The 17909-nt window shown below is 71.2% G+C and carries 10 protein-coding genes; 3 read left to right on the forward strand and 7 right to left on the reverse strand.

The genetic code is table 11. The annotated features are described in order from the left end of the window. Positions 1-2 precede the first annotated feature (2 nt). Complete coding sequence (guaA, locus tag EV375_RS14635; RefSeq protein WP_486588487.1) at positions 3-1556, reverse strand: glutamine-hydrolyzing GMP synthase; 1554 nt, start codon at positions 1554-1556, stop codon at positions 3-5. A 468-nt stretch (positions 1557-2024) separates the two neighbouring features. On the opposite strand from guaA, the gene EV375_RS14640 reads away from it, so the two are divergent. Further along, on the forward strand, positions 2025-2378 hold the full coding sequence (locus EV375_RS14640; RefSeq protein ID WP_130299842.1) for a chorismate mutase family protein: 354 nt from the start codon (positions 2025-2027) through the stop codon (positions 2376-2378). Between the two features lie 725 nt (positions 2379-3103). Here the strand turns inward: EV375_RS14640 and EV375_RS14645 are convergent. From EV375_RS14645 to EV375_RS14665, 5 genes are all read right to left on the reverse strand, one after another. Further along, a complete protein-coding gene (locus EV375_RS14645; protein ID WP_130299843.1) occupies positions 3104-4945 on the reverse strand; it encodes a GMC family oxidoreductase in 1842 nt (613 codons plus the stop codon). An 85-nt stretch (positions 4946-5030) separates the two neighbouring features. Beyond that, a complete protein-coding gene (locus EV375_RS14650) occupies positions 5031-6701 on the reverse strand; it encodes a succinic semialdehyde dehydrogenase (RefSeq protein ID WP_130299844.1) in 1671 nt (556 codons plus the stop codon). Between the two features lie 180 nt (positions 6702-6881). Further along, positions 6882-10082: a serine/threonine protein kinase gene (locus EV375_RS14655; RefSeq protein ID WP_130299845.1), complete on the reverse strand. Its 3201-nt coding sequence runs from the start codon at positions 10080-10082 to the stop codon at positions 6882-6884. 239 nt (positions 10083-10321) lie between these two features. Further along, on the reverse strand, positions 10322-12340 hold the full coding sequence (locus EV375_RS14660; RefSeq protein WP_130299846.1) for a serine/threonine-protein kinase: 2019 nt from the start codon (positions 12338-12340) through the stop codon (positions 10322-10324). 426 nt (positions 12341-12766) lie between these two features. Then, positions 12767-14473, reverse strand: coding sequence for a glycerol-3-phosphate dehydrogenase/oxidase (locus EV375_RS14665; protein WP_130299847.1), 1707 nt, complete (start codon positions 14471-14473; stop codon positions 12767-12769). A 292-nt stretch (positions 14474-14765) separates the two neighbouring features. Here EV375_RS14665 and EV375_RS14670 point away from each other — a divergent pair, with 292 nt between their 5' ends. Beyond that, positions 14766-16028 (forward strand): nucleotide sugar dehydrogenase, encoded by a 1263-nt coding sequence (locus EV375_RS14670; protein ID WP_130299848.1) that lies wholly within the window; start codon positions 14766-14768, stop codon positions 16026-16028. 226 nt (positions 16029-16254) lie between these two features. Continuing rightward, complete coding sequence (locus EV375_RS14675) at positions 16255-16638, forward strand: PaaI family thioesterase (protein WP_130301853.1); 384 nt, start codon at positions 16255-16257, stop codon at positions 16636-16638. 118 nt (positions 16639-16756) lie between these two features. Here EV375_RS14675 and EV375_RS14680 read toward each other — a convergent pair whose 3' ends face one another. After that, the gene (locus EV375_RS14680) at positions 16757-17866 is read right to left on the reverse strand and encodes a GuaB3 family IMP dehydrogenase-related protein (RefSeq protein WP_130299849.1); all 1110 of its coding nucleotides are present in this window, start codon (positions 17864-17866) and stop codon (positions 16757-16759) included. Between the last annotated feature and the right edge of the window lie 43 nt (positions 17867-17909).

Raw genomic sequence — 17909 nt, forward strand, 5'->3', positions numbered from 1 at the left:
GCTCACTCCCACTCGATCGTGCCCGGCGGCTTGCTCGTGATGTCGAGCGCGACGCGGTTGACGCCGGAGACCTCGTTCGTGATGCGGGTGGAGATGCGGGCCAGCACGTCGTACGGCAGCCGCGACCAGTCCGCGGTCATCGCGTCCTCGGACGAGACCGGGCGCAGCACCACGGGGTGCCCGTACGTGCGCCCGTCTCCCTGCACGCCGACGGAGCGGATGTCGGCCAGCAGCACGACCGGGCACTGCCAGATCTCGCGGTCCAGGCCGGCGGCCGTCAGCTCCTCGCGGGCGATGGCGTCGGCCTCGCGCAGCACCTCGAGGCGCTCGCGCGTGACCTCGCCGATGATGCGGATCCCGAGGCCGGGGCCGGGGAACGGCTGCCGCTGGACGATCTCCTCCGGCAGGCCCAGCTCCTGGCCGACCATGCGGACTTCGTCCTTGAACAGCTTCCGCAGCGGCTCGACCAGTTCGAACTCCAGGTCCTCCGGCAGTCCGCCCACGTTGTGGTGGGACTTGATGTTGGCCGCGCCGGTGCCGCCGCCGGACTCGACGACGTCGGGGTAGAGGGTGCCCTGCACGAGAAAGGCGTAGTCGTGGGCGGACCCACCGGCGGCGCCCGCCTCGGCGACGAGCTCTGCCTGCGCCTGCTCGAAGACCCGGATGAACTCACGTCCGATGATCTTCCGCTTCTGCTCCGGGTCGGAGGCTCCGGCCAGCGCAGTGATGAAGCGGTCGGCGGCGTCGACGACCTTCAGCTGCACGCCCGTGGCGGCGACGAAGTCCTTCTCCACCTGCTCCGTCTCGCCCTTGCGCATCAGCCCGTGGTCGACGTACACGCAGGTCAGCTGCGTACCGACGGCCTTGTGGACGAGGGCGGCGGCCACGGCGGAGTCCACGCCGCCGGACAGCCCGCAGATGGCGCGCTTGCTGCCGATCTGCTCGCGGATCGCCGCGACCTGCTCGTCGACGATGCTCGCGGTCGTCCAGGTCGGGGAGAGGCCGGCGCCGCGGTAGAGGAAGTGCTCCAGCACCTGCTGGCCGTGCGTGGAGTGCATGACCTCGGGGTGGTACTGGACGCCGTACAGCCTGCGCTCGTCGTTCTCGAACGCGGCGACCGGGACCAAGTCCGTCGACGCGGTGACCGTGAAGCCCTCGGGGGCCGCGGAGCACGCGTCGCCGTGCGACATCCACACCTGCTGGTGCGAGGGAGTGCCCTCGAAGAGCGTGGAGACGCCCTTCGAGACCGACAGATCCGTGCGCCCGTACTCCCGGCTGCCGGTGTTGTCGACGGTGCCGCCGAGGGACTGGGCCATCAACTGGAAGCCGTAGCACAGACCGAGGACGGGGACGCCGGCGTCGAAGAGCGAGCTGTCGAGCGACGGGGCGTCGTCGGCGTACACGGACGAGGGCCCACCGGAGAGAATGACCGCCTTCGGGTTCCTGGCCAGCATCTCCTCCACCGGCATGGTGGAGGGCACGACCTCGCTGTAGATCCGTGCCTCACGTACACGGCGCGCGATGAGCTGCGCGTACTGGGCGCCGAAATCCACCACGAGGACGGTCTCCGGGGCGTCCGGAGATGCGGAGGCGGATTCCGGGGAGCCTGAGCCCCGGGGGGCGGGCGCTGATGCCACGGAGCGGCTGCCTTTCGGCCTTTACGGCGGTGGTACGGGAGCGTGGGACGGCGTGGACGGCGCTTGTGCACGCCGTGCCGGAGCGCGGAGCACGTGCTCGCTTCGTACGGCCGATTCTAACGGGAGGCGCCCGTGGGGCTGCCCGGCCTCCGCAGCAGGCTCGTGCATACTGTCGGGCATGTTCGAGCTGCCCGTCACCAGTTTCTGGTTCGGCTACGGATCCGGCCCTCAAGGCCGCCGTGGTCGAGCTGCTTGATCCACTGACGAGCGACTCACCGGGCGCCCCGGGCCGACAAGGCCCGGGGCGCTCGTCGTTTCCCCTTCCCGGGCCGCGAGGTGCGGGGCTCCGCCGTACGTACGACCTACGAGGACGGAGACGTGAACACCATGAGCACCGAAGCCGCAGAGACCACCGGGCGTACCACCCCGGACACGACGGAGGCAGGCATGGGGGGCGGAGGCGAGTCCGGAGAGGGCTCCGGAGCCGGAGTCCGCTGCCGCATCGACGACCTGGACGCCCGCATCATCGCGCTCGTGCAGGAACGCAGGGCGGTCGCGGCAAGCATCCGGCAGGCGCACACCGGAGCGGGAGAGAGCCGGACCGGAGAGAGCTCCCGGACCGGCGACGCCGTGGGCCTGGCCCGTGAAATGGAGATCCTGAACCGCTACCGCGGCGAACTGGGCCGTCCCGGCACGCAACTTGCCATGACGCTGCTCGCGCTGTGCAGCGCGCAGCCGTGAACCGGGGCACGTACCGCCTTCGGCCGGCGCATCGTTCGCACAACGCGGCAAATCCGCGGCGCACCGGTCACCCGTAAGGAGCGTGACCGCCGCGTGAGCGGGTTCGTTGGTCCCGGTGACCCCGATGCCCGCCGGACGTCCGGCGTTCGGGGCGCGCCATCGCAGCGATGAGACGCCCGTTCCTCCTCGTGGGCGGGGACGGAAGTGTCGTGGGACCTCGCTCCGGCGCGAGTGACCGGTCAGCAGGGGACAGCAGCCCGGTCACCAACTCTCCCCGCGCGGGGAGACATTGGCCGGTCCGGGGGACGCCCTGGACCGGCCACTCCACGGAACGGGAATCCGCGAGTCAGGAAGATTCTCGGGAGATTGTCGGCCGACGGTAAAAGTTCCGGCCGGTCGGTACGAATGCCGTGACCGTGGGGCCGACGCCTTGCGCGGCACGTGAGCATCCAGCACGATGCACACGAACTCCCTTTCAGGACCCGGCCGTTGACCTGCTGTGCAGCTTGCTGCCGCAGCCACGACGGCCAGGCGGCACTACCCCCCGGTGCCGCTTCTCCAGCCGGGCGCTGCCCTGACGCCCTTGCTGGACGCCGAGAGCCCCGTGGCGCCGGCCACCACCCGGTCGGCGCCACGGGGCCCTTTGCGTGTGCACGGGTCCCCAGCGTGTACGCGAGCCCGCCCCCGCCGGCAGAGCTGCCGGGGCGGGGGCGGCGACTCGGGGACTACTCCACCTCCGCGCTCTCCTTCGCCGCCGTCTCCTGCCGCCTGGCAGGCACCTTCGGGACGGGCAGCACGGTCAGCCGCAGCGCCCCGAACGCGTCGTCCGGCACGACCGGTGCGCGCGGCGCCACCGGCGCCATCCGTACGTACTGCGATCCCTGCTCGGGACGCGCGTCCTCCTCGCCCCTGTTCGGCCACAGGGACATCGCGCGCTCCGCCTGTGCGGTGATGGTGAGCGCGGGGTTGACGCCGAGGTTCGCGGAGACGGCGGAGCCGTCCACGACGGTGATGCCCGGGTGCCCGTAGAGGCGGTGGTACGGGTCGATGACCCCGCTTGCGGCGTCCGCGCCGATCGGGCAGCCGCCGAGGAAGTGCGCCGTGAGCGGCATGCCCATCAGCTCCCCGAGGTTGGTCCCGGCGAAGCCGTTGATGTCCTCTGCGAGATGCCGTGCGGCCTCCGCACCCTCGGGAATGTAGGCCGGGTTGGGCGCGCCGTGTCCCTGACGTGCGGTGAGCAGTCCCTTCCCGAGACCCTTCGTCTTCCGGTACGTGGTCAGGGAGTTGTCGTGGGTCTGCATCACCAGGCCGATGATGATCCGCTCGGACCACTTGCGTCCGGAGAGCGACCGCAGGAACAGGTTCGGGTGCCGCAGGCAGGTGACCAGGTGGCCCAGCAGCTTGGGCAGCTTCGTGTCGTGGTTCACCTGGAGAGTGGTCAGGGCGCTCATCGCGTTGGAGCCCCTGCCGTAGCGGACGGGCTCGATGTGCGTGTGCTCGTCGGGGTGGACGGAGGACGTGATCGCGACGCCCCGCGTGAAGTCGAGCTTCCGGCTGTCCTTCCACTTCTTGCGGTAGCGCCGCTCGATGGTCTGCGCGCCCACCAGGGCCTCGGAGTTGGTGCGGGTGAGCTCGCCGAGGCGTTCGGAGAGCCTCGGCAGGGTGCCGGTGTCGCGCATGCGGTGCAGCAGGGTCTGCGTCCCGTACGTGCCGGCCGCCATGACCACCTTGCGGGCACGCAGCACCGTCCGGGGGCCCTTGCGCTTGTCCGTCGCGACGCAGGTGACGGCGAAGCCCTGCCCGTCCGGCAGTTCCTCGACCTCGCGCACCGTCGTCATCGGGTGGACGACGGCGCCCGCCTTCTCGGCGAGGTAGAGGTAGTTCTCGTTGAGGGTGTTCTTCGCGCCGTGGCGGCAGCCCGTCATGCACTCGCCGCACTCCGAACAGGCCCTGCGCGAAGGGCCGGCTCCGCCGAAGTACGGGTCGGCGACCTCGCCACCGGGCTCGGTCGTCGCCTTGCCGTCGGCATCCTGGCCGTCGCCGAAGAAGACGCCGACCGGAGCCATGTGGAAGGTGTCGCCGACGCCCATCCGCTCGGCGGCCGTCTTCAGATGCTCGTCCGAGGGCGTCATCGTGGGGTTGAGCCGTACGCCGAGCATCCGCTGCGCCTGGTCGTAGAAGGGCTTCAACTCCTCCTGCCAGTCGGTGATGTGGCCCCACTGGCGGTCCTGGAAGAAGGCCGGCGGCGGAACGTAGAGGGTGTTGGCGTAGTTCAGCGAACCGCCCCCGACGCCCGCGCCTGCCAGGATCATCACGTTGCTGAGCACATGGATGCGCTGGATGCCGTAGAGGCCGAGCGCGGGCGCCCATATGTAGTTCTTCGTGTCCCAGGAGTTCTTGGGCAGCGTCTCGCGGGTGTAGCGGCGTCCCGCCTCCAGCACTCCGACGCTGTACCCCTTCTCCGTGAGACGGAGAGCGGAGACGGAACCGCCGAAGCCGGAGCCGATGACAATCACGTCGTAGTCGTACGAACCGCCCTTATTCTGGGCGGAGTTCTCCTCGGGCACGGTGGGCCTCCGGTGCGAGTGGTTCGGCTCGGGATCGGTTGTGCGGTTCGTCGGGCTGGGCCGGCTCGGCGGGCGCCGGCCCGGATCAGCGGAAGCGGAGAGCCTTGAGCGCCTTCAGGGAAAGGCTCATGAACTGGGAGTACTTCGCGTCGTCCATGCCGAAGGACGGCGCCATCGGAAGCACGCGCTGGTGCGCCACGGTCTGCGACTCGGTGTACTTGAGGATGCCCTCGCTGCCGTGCCGTCTGCCGAGGCCGGAGTCGCCCATGCCGCCCATCGGGGACTGCACGCTGCCGTAAGCCGCCGCGTAACCCTCGTTGACGTTGACGGTGCCGCTGCGCAGCCGTGCCGCGACCTCCCGCGCCTGGCGTCCGTTGCGGCCCCAGACGCTCGAATTCAGGCCGTACGCCGTGGAGTTGGCGAGCTCCACGGCCTCGTCCACGTCCGAGTAGCGGTATACGGAGACGACGGGGCCGAAGGTCTCCTCGGTGCACACGGCCATCGGCGACTCGACGCCGTCGAGGATGGTCGGCTCGTGGAAGAGCGGCCCGACATCGGGCCGTGCGCGCCCGCCCGCGAGTACCTTCGCGCCCTTGGCGACCGCTTCCTCGATGTGCCGGCTGACGTTGTCGAGCTGCTTCTGCGATACGAGGGAGCCCATGTCGGCGCCGTAGGCAAGTGCCGAACCGAGCCGCATCCGCTTCGTACGGGCGACGAAGCGTTCCACGAACGCGTCCGCCACCGACTCGTGCACGTACAGCCGCTCGATCGAGATGCACAGCTGGCCCGCGGAGGAGAACGCGCCGCGCACCGCACCCGCCGCTGCCTTGTCCAGGTCGGCGTCGGGCAGCACGATCATGGCGTTCTTGCCGCCGAGTTCGAGGGAGGCGCCCACCAGGCGCTCCGCCGCCTTCTGCGCCACGCCGCGGCCGGTCCTGGTGGAGCCGGTGAACGAGACGTAGTCGCCGCGCTCGACGACCGCGGGGCCGACCACATGGCCCTCACCGATGACGACCTGCCACACGTTCTTCGGCAGCCCGGCCTCGATGAGCAGACGGCGCGCCCACAGGGCGGTCAGCGCCGTCTCCGTGTCGGGCTTCATCACGACGGCGTTGCCCGCGGCGAAGGCGGGAAGGGCGTCGCCGACGGAGAGTTCGAAGGGGTAGTTCCAGGGCGCGATCTGCCCGACGACGCCACGGGGATGACGGTTCTCCGTCACCTTGGTCAGGACGGGGAACGCGCCCGTGTGCCGCCTGGGACGCAGATAGGCGGGGGCACGCCGCCCGTAATGGCGTGCGGCGACCGCGACGGCCTGTACCTCCTCGTGCGCGTGCAGCCGCGCCTTGCCGGTCTCCAGCTGGATCAGGTCCAGCACCTCGCTCTGCCGCGCCAGTACCAGATCGTGGAAACGCAGCAGGACGGCGGCCCGCTCCCGTACGGGCGTCGCGGCCCACGCACGCTGTGCCTCGCGGGCGCGGTGGAAGGCGAAGGCGACGTCCTCGGGCGTCGACTCCGGCAGCTCGGCGAGCTTCTTGCCGGTGAACGGCGTGTGACTGGACGTGCGACCGCTGCCGATCACTCCCTCGGTGAGGGCCTCGACGAGTTCGGCGGTGACGACGTCGGCGGCCGTGCGCACCCCTGTGGGAGCGGCGGCCACCGGGTTGCCGCCGGGAGTGCCTTCGGATGTGGCGCTGCCACCGGCGGTGCCGCGGTCTTCGCCGTTGCTCTGGGAGCGGGTGTCCTGCGTGTCCGTCATGCGAGAGAGAGTACGACCCGGGAAACACGCTGCATACCCGGCGGTAACCACTTTCACCGAATCTGCCAGTGAACGCTGGCGTGACGATTGGGCGGCCGGTGCCGGCTCAGGTCTCCGGCCCCGGCACCGGGCCGGGGCCCGGGAACCGCGGCACCCCGGCCGCGGCACGGCGTACGCAGATCAGCGCCCTGTGGAGCGGTAGGTGTCGGCCACGGCCTCGAAATGCCGGTCGATCTCCTGCTTCTTGCCCTTCGAGCCCATCACCATCAGTACGTGGTAGCGCCCGTCGAGGATCATCGCACGGTTGCGTGCGTACACGTCGCGGCCGCCGTCCTTCCAGCTGAACGTGCCCTCGGCCATGGCGGTTTCACCGACGTCGATGCGCCGCAGTCCCGACGTCGACGCCCAGTCCGAGGCCCGGTAGGCCTTCAGCTCGGGCTCGTCGTCGCTCTGGTAGGCCATCGGGTCGTTACCGAACTTCCCCACGCTGTCACGGCCGTTGACGACGACCATCTCGATCTCGCCGCCGTTGTAGCGGACCTGGCCGCGGCCGGTCGTCGAGCGGCGGTTCCACTCGTCGGGAACGGCGATCCGGAAGCCCGCGGGGTCCTGGCTGAGCTTGTAGCCCTTCGGTGCCTTGCCGGCGGCGGGCGGCCGCTGCTTCCCGGCGCCGCCTCCACCGTCGCCATCGCCATCGCCGTCGCCGCTGCCGTCACTGCCGTCACCGGGCTGCGAGGAGGGCTTGCTCTCGCCCCCGACCGAGCCGCGCTGCTGGTTCGAGGCGCCGTTCGTATCGCCCTTGGGCATGAACCACACCGCGTACGCCAGTGCAGCGGCCAGACCCGCCAGCACGAGCCCCACCAGCACGCCGCCGAGCCTGCGGGGGCCCGCACCCTGCCGCGGCTTCTTCTCCCGCGCGGACCGGCGCCGCCCGTGCGCGGCCCGTTCGCGCCCGGCTTCCGGTGCCTGCCGGGGCAGGGGCGGGACAGGGCCGGGCTGCCGGCGCTGCGTCTGATGACGCACTGCCTGATCGGCTGCTGCCTGATGGTGGCGGTCCTGATCGGGCGGGACCTGATGGTGGAGGCCCTGATCGGGCGGGGCCTGGTGCGGGGCGGCCCGCGGTCGTTGCTGCTTCTGGCGGCGCTGTTCCCGCGGCTGATGCCGGTGCTGCTGTCGCTGCTCGGCGCGGGCCGCGCGTCTCGCCGCCCGCCGTCTGCGTACGAGTTCGCCGCGACGACGCAGGATCGGCAGCCGTCTCGGATCCGACGTGCCGCCGGGGTCCAGGGAGGGGGCGTACACCGTGTGCCAGCCGACCTCCGGCTCCGGTGCCGAGCGCACCAGGGACCGCAGCCAGCCCCTCAGCTCCTCGAAGTCCGGCCGCTCCGTGGGGTCCTGACGCAGCAACGACTCGACGACGGGACGCAGCGGGCCGCACTCCTCCGCGAACGCGGGAGGTTCGCCGCACACCATCTGCACCAGCTCGGCGACATCGTCCTCGGGGTAGGGCGCATGGCCCTGCACGGCACGGAAGAGCAGCACGCCCAGCGCCCAGAGGTCCGCGGACGGGCCCACCGGCGGCGCCAGCCGCCAGTTCTGATGCACCGGCCCCGCCTGCTCGGGCGCCCACCGCTCGCTGACCGCACCGACGACCGTCATGCGCGCCTGCCGCGCACGTTCGGCGGCCAGCGCCGTGGCGGGGCCGTGCAAGCCTTGCGGCGCGCCGTGCTCCTCGGCACCCTCGCCGCCCCAGGGCCGGCTGCCGGAGCCGTCGGCCAACGGGCCGTCGCCGTACGAACCTTCGTCGTACGGGCTTTCGCCGTACGGGCTTTCGCCGTAGGAGCTTTCGCCGTACCGGGCCCCGGCGTACTGGTCCGCGTCGTACCGGTCGTCGTCGTGGTGACCGCTGGAGGGGTCCTCGCTGTAGGGGTCCTCGCTGCGCGGACCCTTGCCGAACTCGCCCTCGGCGTAGGGAACATCGGCGTCGTAAGGGACGTCGGCGTACCGGGAGCCCTCCGGTCCGCCCTCGCGACCGTGCCCGGGCCGGGACTCGGGCCCGGGCTCAGCCGGACGCCAAGTGGCCTTCACCGGAAGGCTGTTGGGCGGACGTGAACCCGGCAGATCGCTCGGGGTGACCTCGTCCTCCCCGGACGGGAACCAGCGCACGTAGTCGTCCGGCGTGGCGTGACGAGTGTCCGCCGGAGGCGCCGATCTGGGGCGGTTCCACCAGTCCTCCCCCGCGCCCCCCTCGTCCTGCTGCCGCCCCTCCTGCCGGTCCTCCCGCTCCGCTTCACCGCTCTCCGTGCCGCGCACACGGGCGGCAGCGCCGCGCCGTGCGCCCGCCTGATATGCCGCGACGGCGCCGCTGCGCGGTCCGCGCCCCCCGGTCTCGTACCCGTGGCGCACGGGCCCGCCGCCCTGCTGTGCCGAGCCGGTGCCGGTGCCGGTGCCGTTCCCAAGGCTCTGGAGGCCGAAGATGCCGCGCGGTGAGCCGCCGGCACCCGAAGTGCCCGTGCCCGCAGCGCTGTTGGGGCCAGAACCACCCCCGCGCCCGTACGGGTCGTCCGCCTGGTCCGCCTGGTCCGCCTGCCGTTCGTCGAAGCCCTCGGGAAGCGCGATGCCCTTCAACGACGCCGGTACGGGCGCCCCCTCGGGCCCCGCCTGCGGCCGCTGCCCGCCTTCGTCCGTCCCGCCCCCGGCACCGCCGCCACGCCGCGGCTCCCCCGGAATGTTGCCGCTGGGCGGCAGCGCCACTCGCTCGGAGTCGGGCAGAGGGCTGTATCCGCACAGCGCCTCCTCGGCCGCGCCGACCGCAAGCCCCGTCAGCAGGGCCCGCCCGTCGTCGCAGATGAGGACGGTGCGCGGGGTGACGTTCCGGTGGGTCCAGCCGTGCGCGTGGACCACGCGCAGCGCGGTCAGCAGATCGGCCGCGATCTCCGCGGCTCTGTGCGCGGTCAGGGTCTGGTGCGAAAGCAGCGTCGCCAGTGGCGTGGCGGGCAGCAACTCGCTGACGATCCACAGGCCGTCACCCTCGACGAAGACGTCGAAGACCTGGTCGAGCCTGGGGTGGTCGGGCAGCCGCGCAGCCGCTATCGCCGCCTCGAGGGCCCGCCGGACGGCGGGATCGGCGGGCCTGCGGGTGGCGCGCCCGACCGAGCCGCGGAATGCGGCGCCCTGTGCGGTGCCGGCGACGGGGTCGCCGCCGTCCTCCAGTACCTCGGCCTCGACAATCTCGGGCAACGGCACCTGGCGCACGAGCACTTCCTGCCCGCTGGCCGTGTCGTAGGCCACCGACTCCGTCAACTGGTGCGAATCGGCGGTGGTGCGGGGCAGGCGGTAGCGGTCGGCGAGCAACCGTCCCGTCTTGTCCGCGTAGTCGTCCACGACGCCTCCCCACCGCGCGCGAGACCGTCGATTCCACAACGCATCCGCATCTTTACGGACGGATACCGGTCCGCGGCCATTCACGATACGTGCCCGAGCTGTCCGGCGCGGGCGGACTCGGTGACTCTCCGGCCGCACGCGCGCCGCAGCAGACCTCACTCACGTGAAACGCTTGCCCGATTCGGCCTCAACCCGAACGTCCCCCGCGCCGCGGGCCGGGAACCCCGTCGGGTGAGACTTCAGGTGAGCGGCTTGAACGTGCTGAACGCCGTCTTGCGGAGCGTCTTGCACTCCTTGTCGTCCCACTTGTCCGCCCGGCACGTAATCATGATCGCGTAGCCGTGTGAATCGTCCACCCGGAAACCGCGGTTGAGCACCCGCACCTTGGTGCCGTCCTCGTCGCGCTCGAACAGCCAGTCGCCGACGGTCGGGTAGCCCCGCCAGTCCTTGCTCTTGATGCTGATCTGCCGGTACCCGCTGCTGTTGCTCCTCACGGACGGCTCCAGGTCGCGCCATCCGGCTGCGGCGTCCTTCAGCGGCTTGGGGCTGAAGTCCACCTGGAGCTTGGGCAGTCCGCCGTCGGAGTACTTGGCGCCCGAGTTGGCTCCGGCGACTCCCGAACGCTCGAAGTCCTCCGGCATCGCCATGCTGAAGTGGAAGCGCTTGTCGGTGACTTGCTCGTAGTCCTCGGGGAGTGAGGGCTCCGCCCCGGGCTCCTCCTCGTCCTCGCCGCTGCCGGAGGAGGCACTCGGATCAGGGGACGCACTCCCCTTGTCCTCGCCGCCCTTGTCCTCCTTCTTGGTGCTGCCGCCGCCTTCGCCCTTGTCACGTTCGGCGCCTCCGGCACCCGAACTCGACGTGTCCTTCGAGGAGTTGTCGCCGCCCTCGCCACCGCCGCCGTAATTGAGAGCGAGGACCGCGATCAGCGTCAGCACGGCGACCGCCGCCACGGCCACGATGGCCAGCGAGCGGCGAGAGACGCGGCCCGCGAGCCGCGATACGCCCGTCGCCGCCCCTCCCGTGCCGTCCCCGGAACCCGTCGAGGCATGCGCTGCCTCCGTGTCACCGCTGCGTGCGAGTGCGCCGGAGCCGACGGGCGCCGAGGACTCGTCACCGTCGCCGCCCGCAGCGCCGCCGGATTCGGCGTCGCCGGCCGCGGAGGCTGAACCCGCGGCACCCGCAGCCGCGGCACCCGCGACCGCCGCGCCCGACGCGCCGCGCGAAGCCGCCTTCTTCGAAGTGCCACGCGCAAACGCCGGCTTCCCCTCGCCCTCACCGGGCTCGGCGCCCTGCTTCCTGCCACCGTCGCCGCGCCCGGCCTCTGCGGCCTCTGCGGCCTCGGAGGCGTCGCCCTCGGTGCCGTCCGGCTTCGGCGGCAGCACGGCCGTCGTACCGCCGTCCTGCGCGGCAGCGGCACCGGCGCCCGCGCCGTGCCTCCCGAGGGCCACCGGTTCCAGCAGTGCGCGTGCGCCCGCCACGTCGAGTCGCTTGTCCGGGTCCTTCGTGAGCAGCCCGAAGATCACTTCCTCGAGCTCACCTGCCTGCTCCGGCGGCGGCACGTCCTCCGTCATCACCGCCGTCAGAGTCGATATGGCCGAACCCTTGTCGTACGGGGGATGGCCCTCGACCGCCGCGTACAGCAGGGCGCCGAGCGACCACAGGTCGGCCGGCGGCCCCGGCGGCTTCCCGCGGGCCCGCTCGGGAGAGATGTACGAGGGAGCGCCCACGAGCATGCCCGTCGACGTGACCGACGGGTCGCCCTCGACCTTCGCGATGCCGAAGTCGGTGAGCACCACACGTCCCGTGACATCCTCCAGCAGCACGTTGGACGGCTTCACATCGCGGTGCAGGACGCCTTCGCGGTGCGCGGCACGCAGCACATCGAGCACGGCGAGCCCGACCTCCGCGGCGCGCTGCGGAGTGAGCGGCCCTTCGGTGCGGATGTGATCGGCGAGCGAACCGCCCTCGACGAGCTCCATCACGATCCACGGCCGGTCGTCCTCGTCGACCACGTCGAAGACCGTCACAGCACTGCCGCTGCGGATACGCGCGATCGCCTTCGCCTCGCGCAGAGTACGGGTGATGAGCCGCTGCTTCTCGTCCTCCTCGACGCTCGAGGGGAAACGGAGCTCCTTCACGGCGACCGAACGGCCCAGGACCTCGTCCTCGCCGCGCCACACGGTGCCCATGCCACCACGGCCGAGGACTCCCCCGAGCCGATAGCGACCTCCTACCAGCCGACCCTCGTGCTCGCTCATGAATCCCCTTGTATCCCCTCAGCGATGGCCCACCCCAGCCCGGCTCTCATTGTGAACCATCGTGCCGTCACATCGCGTCCGGGGGCGCCGCAACCGGGCAGCACGACGCCGTCGCACACGCCGCCCCGCGCATCGCCGCGGACGCCGTCGGAGCAACGGAAGTGCGGGTGCCCCACCCGGGTGCCGCCTACTCATGCGGCGCCGGTGAGCGGGGCCCGGTCCGCCCACTCGCACCCACCGTGCAGAGCCACGTCGTCGACGCGGCGTCCCGACGTCGCTCGGCGCGGCAAGCTCCACGCCAACCCACGCGACGACCCGGAGAAGTTCCCTCAACGCCTGCATGCCGAACGTCCGGAAGCACCACGGCCACAAGGGCCGACCCGCGCACAGACGCAAGCCGGCTCCCCCAGCTCTCGGCGCCGCACCTCACACCGGCGCGATGTCCGGCGCTCCCAACCGTGCGGCGTCCGCCGTCAGATCGTCCGGCTGGAGCTGCGACTCACGCTCCGCCTCGACGCGCTTCTCGTAGTACTCGACCTCGCGGTCGATCTGGTCCGCGTCCCAGCCGAGGACCGTTGCCATCAGCTCGGCGACCTCGCGGGCGCTGCGCACGCCGCGGTCGAACGTCTCGATCGAGATGCGCGTACGGCGGGTGAGGACGTCGCCGATGTGCCGCGCGCCCTCGTGGGTGCACGCGTAGACGACCTCCGCCTTGAGGTAGTCGTCCGCGGCCGGCAGCGGCTCGCCCAGCTTCGGTTCCTCGGCGACGAGTTGGAGCAGCTCCTCCGTCAACGTGCCGTACCGGTTGAGGAGATGCTCCACACGCGCTACATGCAGGCCCGTACGGGCGGCCAGTTGGGCCCGCCCGTTCCACAGCGCGTGATAGCCCTCGGCGCCGACGAGCGGCACCTCCTCGGTGACGCAGTCCGCGACGCGGCGGTCCAGCCCGTGCACCGCCTCGTCCACGGCGTCCTTCGCCATAACGCGGTACGTCGTGTACTTGCCGCCCGCGACGACGACCATCCCCGGAACCGGATGTGCGACCGTGTGCTCCCTCGACAGCTTGCTCGTCGCCTCCGACTCGCCGGCCAGCAGCGGACGCAGGCCCGCGTACACGCCCTCCACGTCGTTGCGCGTCAGCGGCACCGCGAGCACCGCATTGACGTGGTCCAGCAGATAGTCGATGTCGGCACTCGACGCCGCCGGGTGCCTCTTGTCCAAATCCCAGCTGGTGTCGGTGGTGCCGACGATCCAGTGCCGACCCCACGGGATGACGAACAGCACGCTCTTCTCGGTGCGCAGGATCAGCCCGGTCGTCGAGTTGATCCGGTCCTTCGGCACGACCAGGTGGATGCCCTTCGAGGCCTTCACGTGGAACTGGCCCCGCTCGGCGATCAGCCCCTGTGTGTCGTCCGTCCACACACCGGTGGAGTTGACGACCTGCCGGGCACGCACCTCGTACTCGCCGCCGAGCTCCAGGTCCTTCACCCGCGCCCCGACGACGCGCTCGCCCTCGCGGAGGAAGCCCACGACCTGCGCCCGGTTCGCGGCGTGCGCCCCGTACGCGGCGGCGGTGCGGACCACCGTCGCGACGTACCGGGCGTCGTCCATCTGTGCGTCGTAGTACTGCAGTGCACCGACCAGCGCGTCCTTCCTCAACGCCGGTGCCACGCGCAGGGCGTGACGCCTGCTGAGGTGCCGGTGCCGGGGAAGCCCGCGCCCGTGCCCCGAGGAGAGCGACATGATGTCGTACATGGCCACGCCCGAACCGGCGTAGAGCCGCTCCCAGGCCTTGTGCTGCAACGGGTAGAGGAACGGCACCGGCTTCACCAGGTGCGGCGCGATGCGCTGGAGCAGCAGCCCGCGCTCCTTGAGCGCCTCTCTCACGAGGGCGAAGTCCAGCATCTCCAGATAGCGGAGTCCGCCGTGGATCAGCTTGCTGGAGCGGCTGGAGGTACCCGATGCCCAGTCGTTCGCCTCGACGATCCCGGTGGACAGTCCGCGCGTGACGGCGTCCAGCGCGGTACCGGCGCCGACGATGCCACCACCGACGACCAGCACGTCGAGTTCGTGCTCGGACATCTGCGCCAGCGCCCGTACGCGCTGCTCCGGTCCCAGTGTCGCCGTCCTCACCGCTGCCTCCCGTGGGTCGTGCGTCCGTCGGTGTGCTTGTAGTGGTGGTTGATAAGAACGTAGGCAGTGTTCCCCCGCCGATGGTCCTCCAATTCCCTGACTTCGGCCGCGCTGCGGGCGCCGCAGAGCGGGTAATCCCAGATATCCGTCATATTGCCGATTAACTTGCTATAGCGCCGCACAGCACCGGACCGGGCAGTTCGACGCGATCTTCGGGGACCGCCCCCCGGAACGGCACGCACGGGGCCTCGCCACCCCAGCGAGGGAAGCAAGGGGAAGGATGTCCGCAGCAATGCCCGCAGATCTCGCCGTCCTCGGACTGGGCCATTCGGGTCTTCCGGTCGCACAGGCCGCCGTCGCCGCGGGGATCGAGACCATCGGCTACGACGCGGACGAGGAGACCGTCGCCGGCCTCAACGCGGGCAGGCCGCCCGCCGACGGCATCATCACCGCCGCCGGGGTCCGCCGCATGATCTCCCGGGGCTTCCGCGCCACGACCGACCCCGAAGTCCTCAGCCACGTCCGCACGGCCCTCATCTGCGCCCCGACGTCCCTAGGGCCCGACCGCGCGCTCAACCTGGACGCGGTGCGCGCCACAGCTCAAACTCTCGCCTCTCACCTGCGCCCCCGCACGACCGTCGTGCTCGAGTCCGCGGTCTACCCGGGCAGTACGGAAGAAATCCTCAAACCGCTGCTCGAAGAAGGCTCCGGCCTGCGCGCCGGCCGTGACTTCCATCTCGCCTACTCCCCCGCCCGGCTCGACCCGGGCAGCCGCCGCTACGGCTACGCCAACACCCCCAAGGTCATCGGCGGCCTGACACCCGCCTGTACGGAGCGGGCCGCCGCCTTCTACGGGCGGCTCGCCGGAAAGGTCGTACGGGCACGCGGGCCGCGCGAGGCGGAGACGGTGAAGGTGCTGGAGACCAACTTCCGCCAGGTCAACATCGCGCTGGTGAACGAGATGGCCGTCTTCTGCCACGACATCGGCGTCGACCTGTGGGACGTCATCCGCTGCGCCGAGACCAAACCGTTCGGCTTCAAGGCCTTCCGTCCCGGACCCGGAGTCGGTGGCCACAGCGTCTCCATCGACCCCAACTACCTTGCGTACCGCAGCCGTTCACTGGGCTATCCGCTGCGCATGGTCGAACTCGCCCAGGAGGTCAACGGGCGCATGCCGCGGTACGTGTGCCAGCGCGCCGCCGAACTCCTCAACGAGCACGGCAAGTCGGCACGCGGAGCTCGCGTACTGCTGCTCGGCGTCACGTACAAGCCCGACCTGCCCGACCAGGAAGGTGCGCCGGCACGCGAGGTGGCACTGCGGCTCAAGCAACTCGGTGCGCAGCTGAGCTTTCACGACCCGTACGTCATGCAGTGGCAGGTCGCCGACCAGCCCGTGCCGCGCGCCGATTCCCTCTACGAGGCCGCCGCGGCCGCCGACCTCACCGTGCTGCTCCAGCACCACCGCAGGTACGACCTGCAAGGGCTGGCCGCGAAGGCCCGACTGCTCTTCGACACAAGGGGAGCCAGCCCCACGGGCGCCGCACACCGCCTGTGACGCGGGCGGCGGGCGAGCGGGCGAAGGCCCGCCGCGGGCGCCGCTGCATACGCCCCGCGGCCGGGGCGCAGAGCGGTTTGATCCGCCGTGGAGAAGCGCGCTCACGGCTGCCAGACTTGTTCACCGCCCCAGCAGAACGGCACCCGGCCTCGTCCGCCCCGTCGACGGGAGAACCGTGACCGACACCGAAAAGACCCGGCCCCTCCCGGCCGAGCTCCTGACTTCCATGCCCTTCGCGGCTCAACTCGGGATCGAACTTCAGGACGCCACCGCGAACCGCGTCCTCGGCTGCCTCTCCTGGTCCCCCGAGAAGTGCACCGTGGCCGGCGTTCTCCATGGAGGAGCCCTGATGGCGCTGGCCGACTCCGTCGGGGCCGTGTGTGCGTACCTCAACCTGCCCGCAGGGGCGGGTACTTCCACGGTGGAGTCCAAGACCAACTTCCTGCGGCCCGTGTCCGCGGGCCGAGTCCACGCCGAAGCCCGTCCCCTGCACACCGGACGCACCGTCGTGGTGGTGCAGACCGACCTGCGGGACGACGAGAACCGCCTCTGCGGTCAGACCACCCAGACCCAGCTCGTGCTCGTTCCGAAGGCCGGCTCCGCGGACTGACGTCCGTTCACGGTGCCGAGAGGGAACCGCCCGGACCGGACGGGTGCCACTGTGCTCAAGCCCGCTCTGTGCCGCCGCTCTGTGCCGCCGCCCTGCAACGCGACCTGCGCCGCGGGTGCTACCGGGCCACCGTCACCTCGACGCGCTGGAACTCCTTCAGCTCCGAGTAGCCGGTCGTCGCCATCGCGCGGCGCAGGGCGCCGAAGAAGTTCATCGAGCCGTCCGGGGTGTGCGACGGGCCGAGCAGGATCTCCTCCGTGGTGCCGACCGCGCCAAGGTCCATGCGCTTGCCACGCGGCACGTCCTCGTGCACGGCCTCCATGCCCCAGTGGTGCCCGCGCCCCGGTGCGTCCGTGGCCCGGGCCAGCGGCGAGCCCATCATCACCGCGTCCGAGCCGCAGGCGACGGCCTTGGGCAGGTCGCCGGACCAGCCGACGCCACCGTCCGCGATGACGTGCACATACCGGCCGCCCGACTCGTCGAGGTAGTCGCGGCGCGCGGCCGCCACATCGGCCACAGCCGTCGCCATCGGCACCTGGATGCCGAGCACGTTGCGCGTGGTGTGCGCGGCTCCGCCGCCGAAGCCGACCAGCACGCCCGCCGCGCCCGTACGCATCAGGTGCAGCGCCGCCGTGTACGTCGCGCAACCCCCCACGATGACGGGCACGTCCAGCTCGTAGATGAACTGCTTGAGGTTGAGCGGCTCCGACGCCCCGGAGACGTGCTCCGCGGAGACGGTGGTGCCGCGGATGACGAACAGATCGACGCCCGCGTCGACAACGGCCTTCGAGAACTGGACCGTACGCTGCGGCGAGAGCGCGGCGGCCGTCACCACGCCCGCGTCACGCACCTCCTTGATCCGCTCACCGATCAGGTCCTCCTTGACCGGCTCGGCGTAGATCTCCTGCATCCGGCGGTTCGCCGTGCGCTCGTCCAGCTCGGCGATCTCGGCGAGAAGGGGCTCGGGGTCCTCGTAACGCGTCCAGAGCCCCTCGAGGTTGAGCACACCGAGCCCGCCCAGCTCGCCGATGCGGATCGCGGTGGCGGGTGAGACGACCGAATCCATCGGCGCGGCCATGAACGGCAGTTCGAAGCGGTAGGCGTCGATCTGCCAGGCGATCGACACCTCTTTGGGGTCGCGCGTGCGGCGGCTCGGCACCACAGCAATGTCGTCGAAGGCGTACGCCCGGCGTCCGCGCTTGCCGCGTCCGATCTCGATCTCAGTCACCTGTGAAGCCCTTCTCGCCGTGCGCTGTGCTGTGCCGCTCCAG

Source organism: Streptomyces sp. CNZ301 (genome assembly GCF_004217425.1).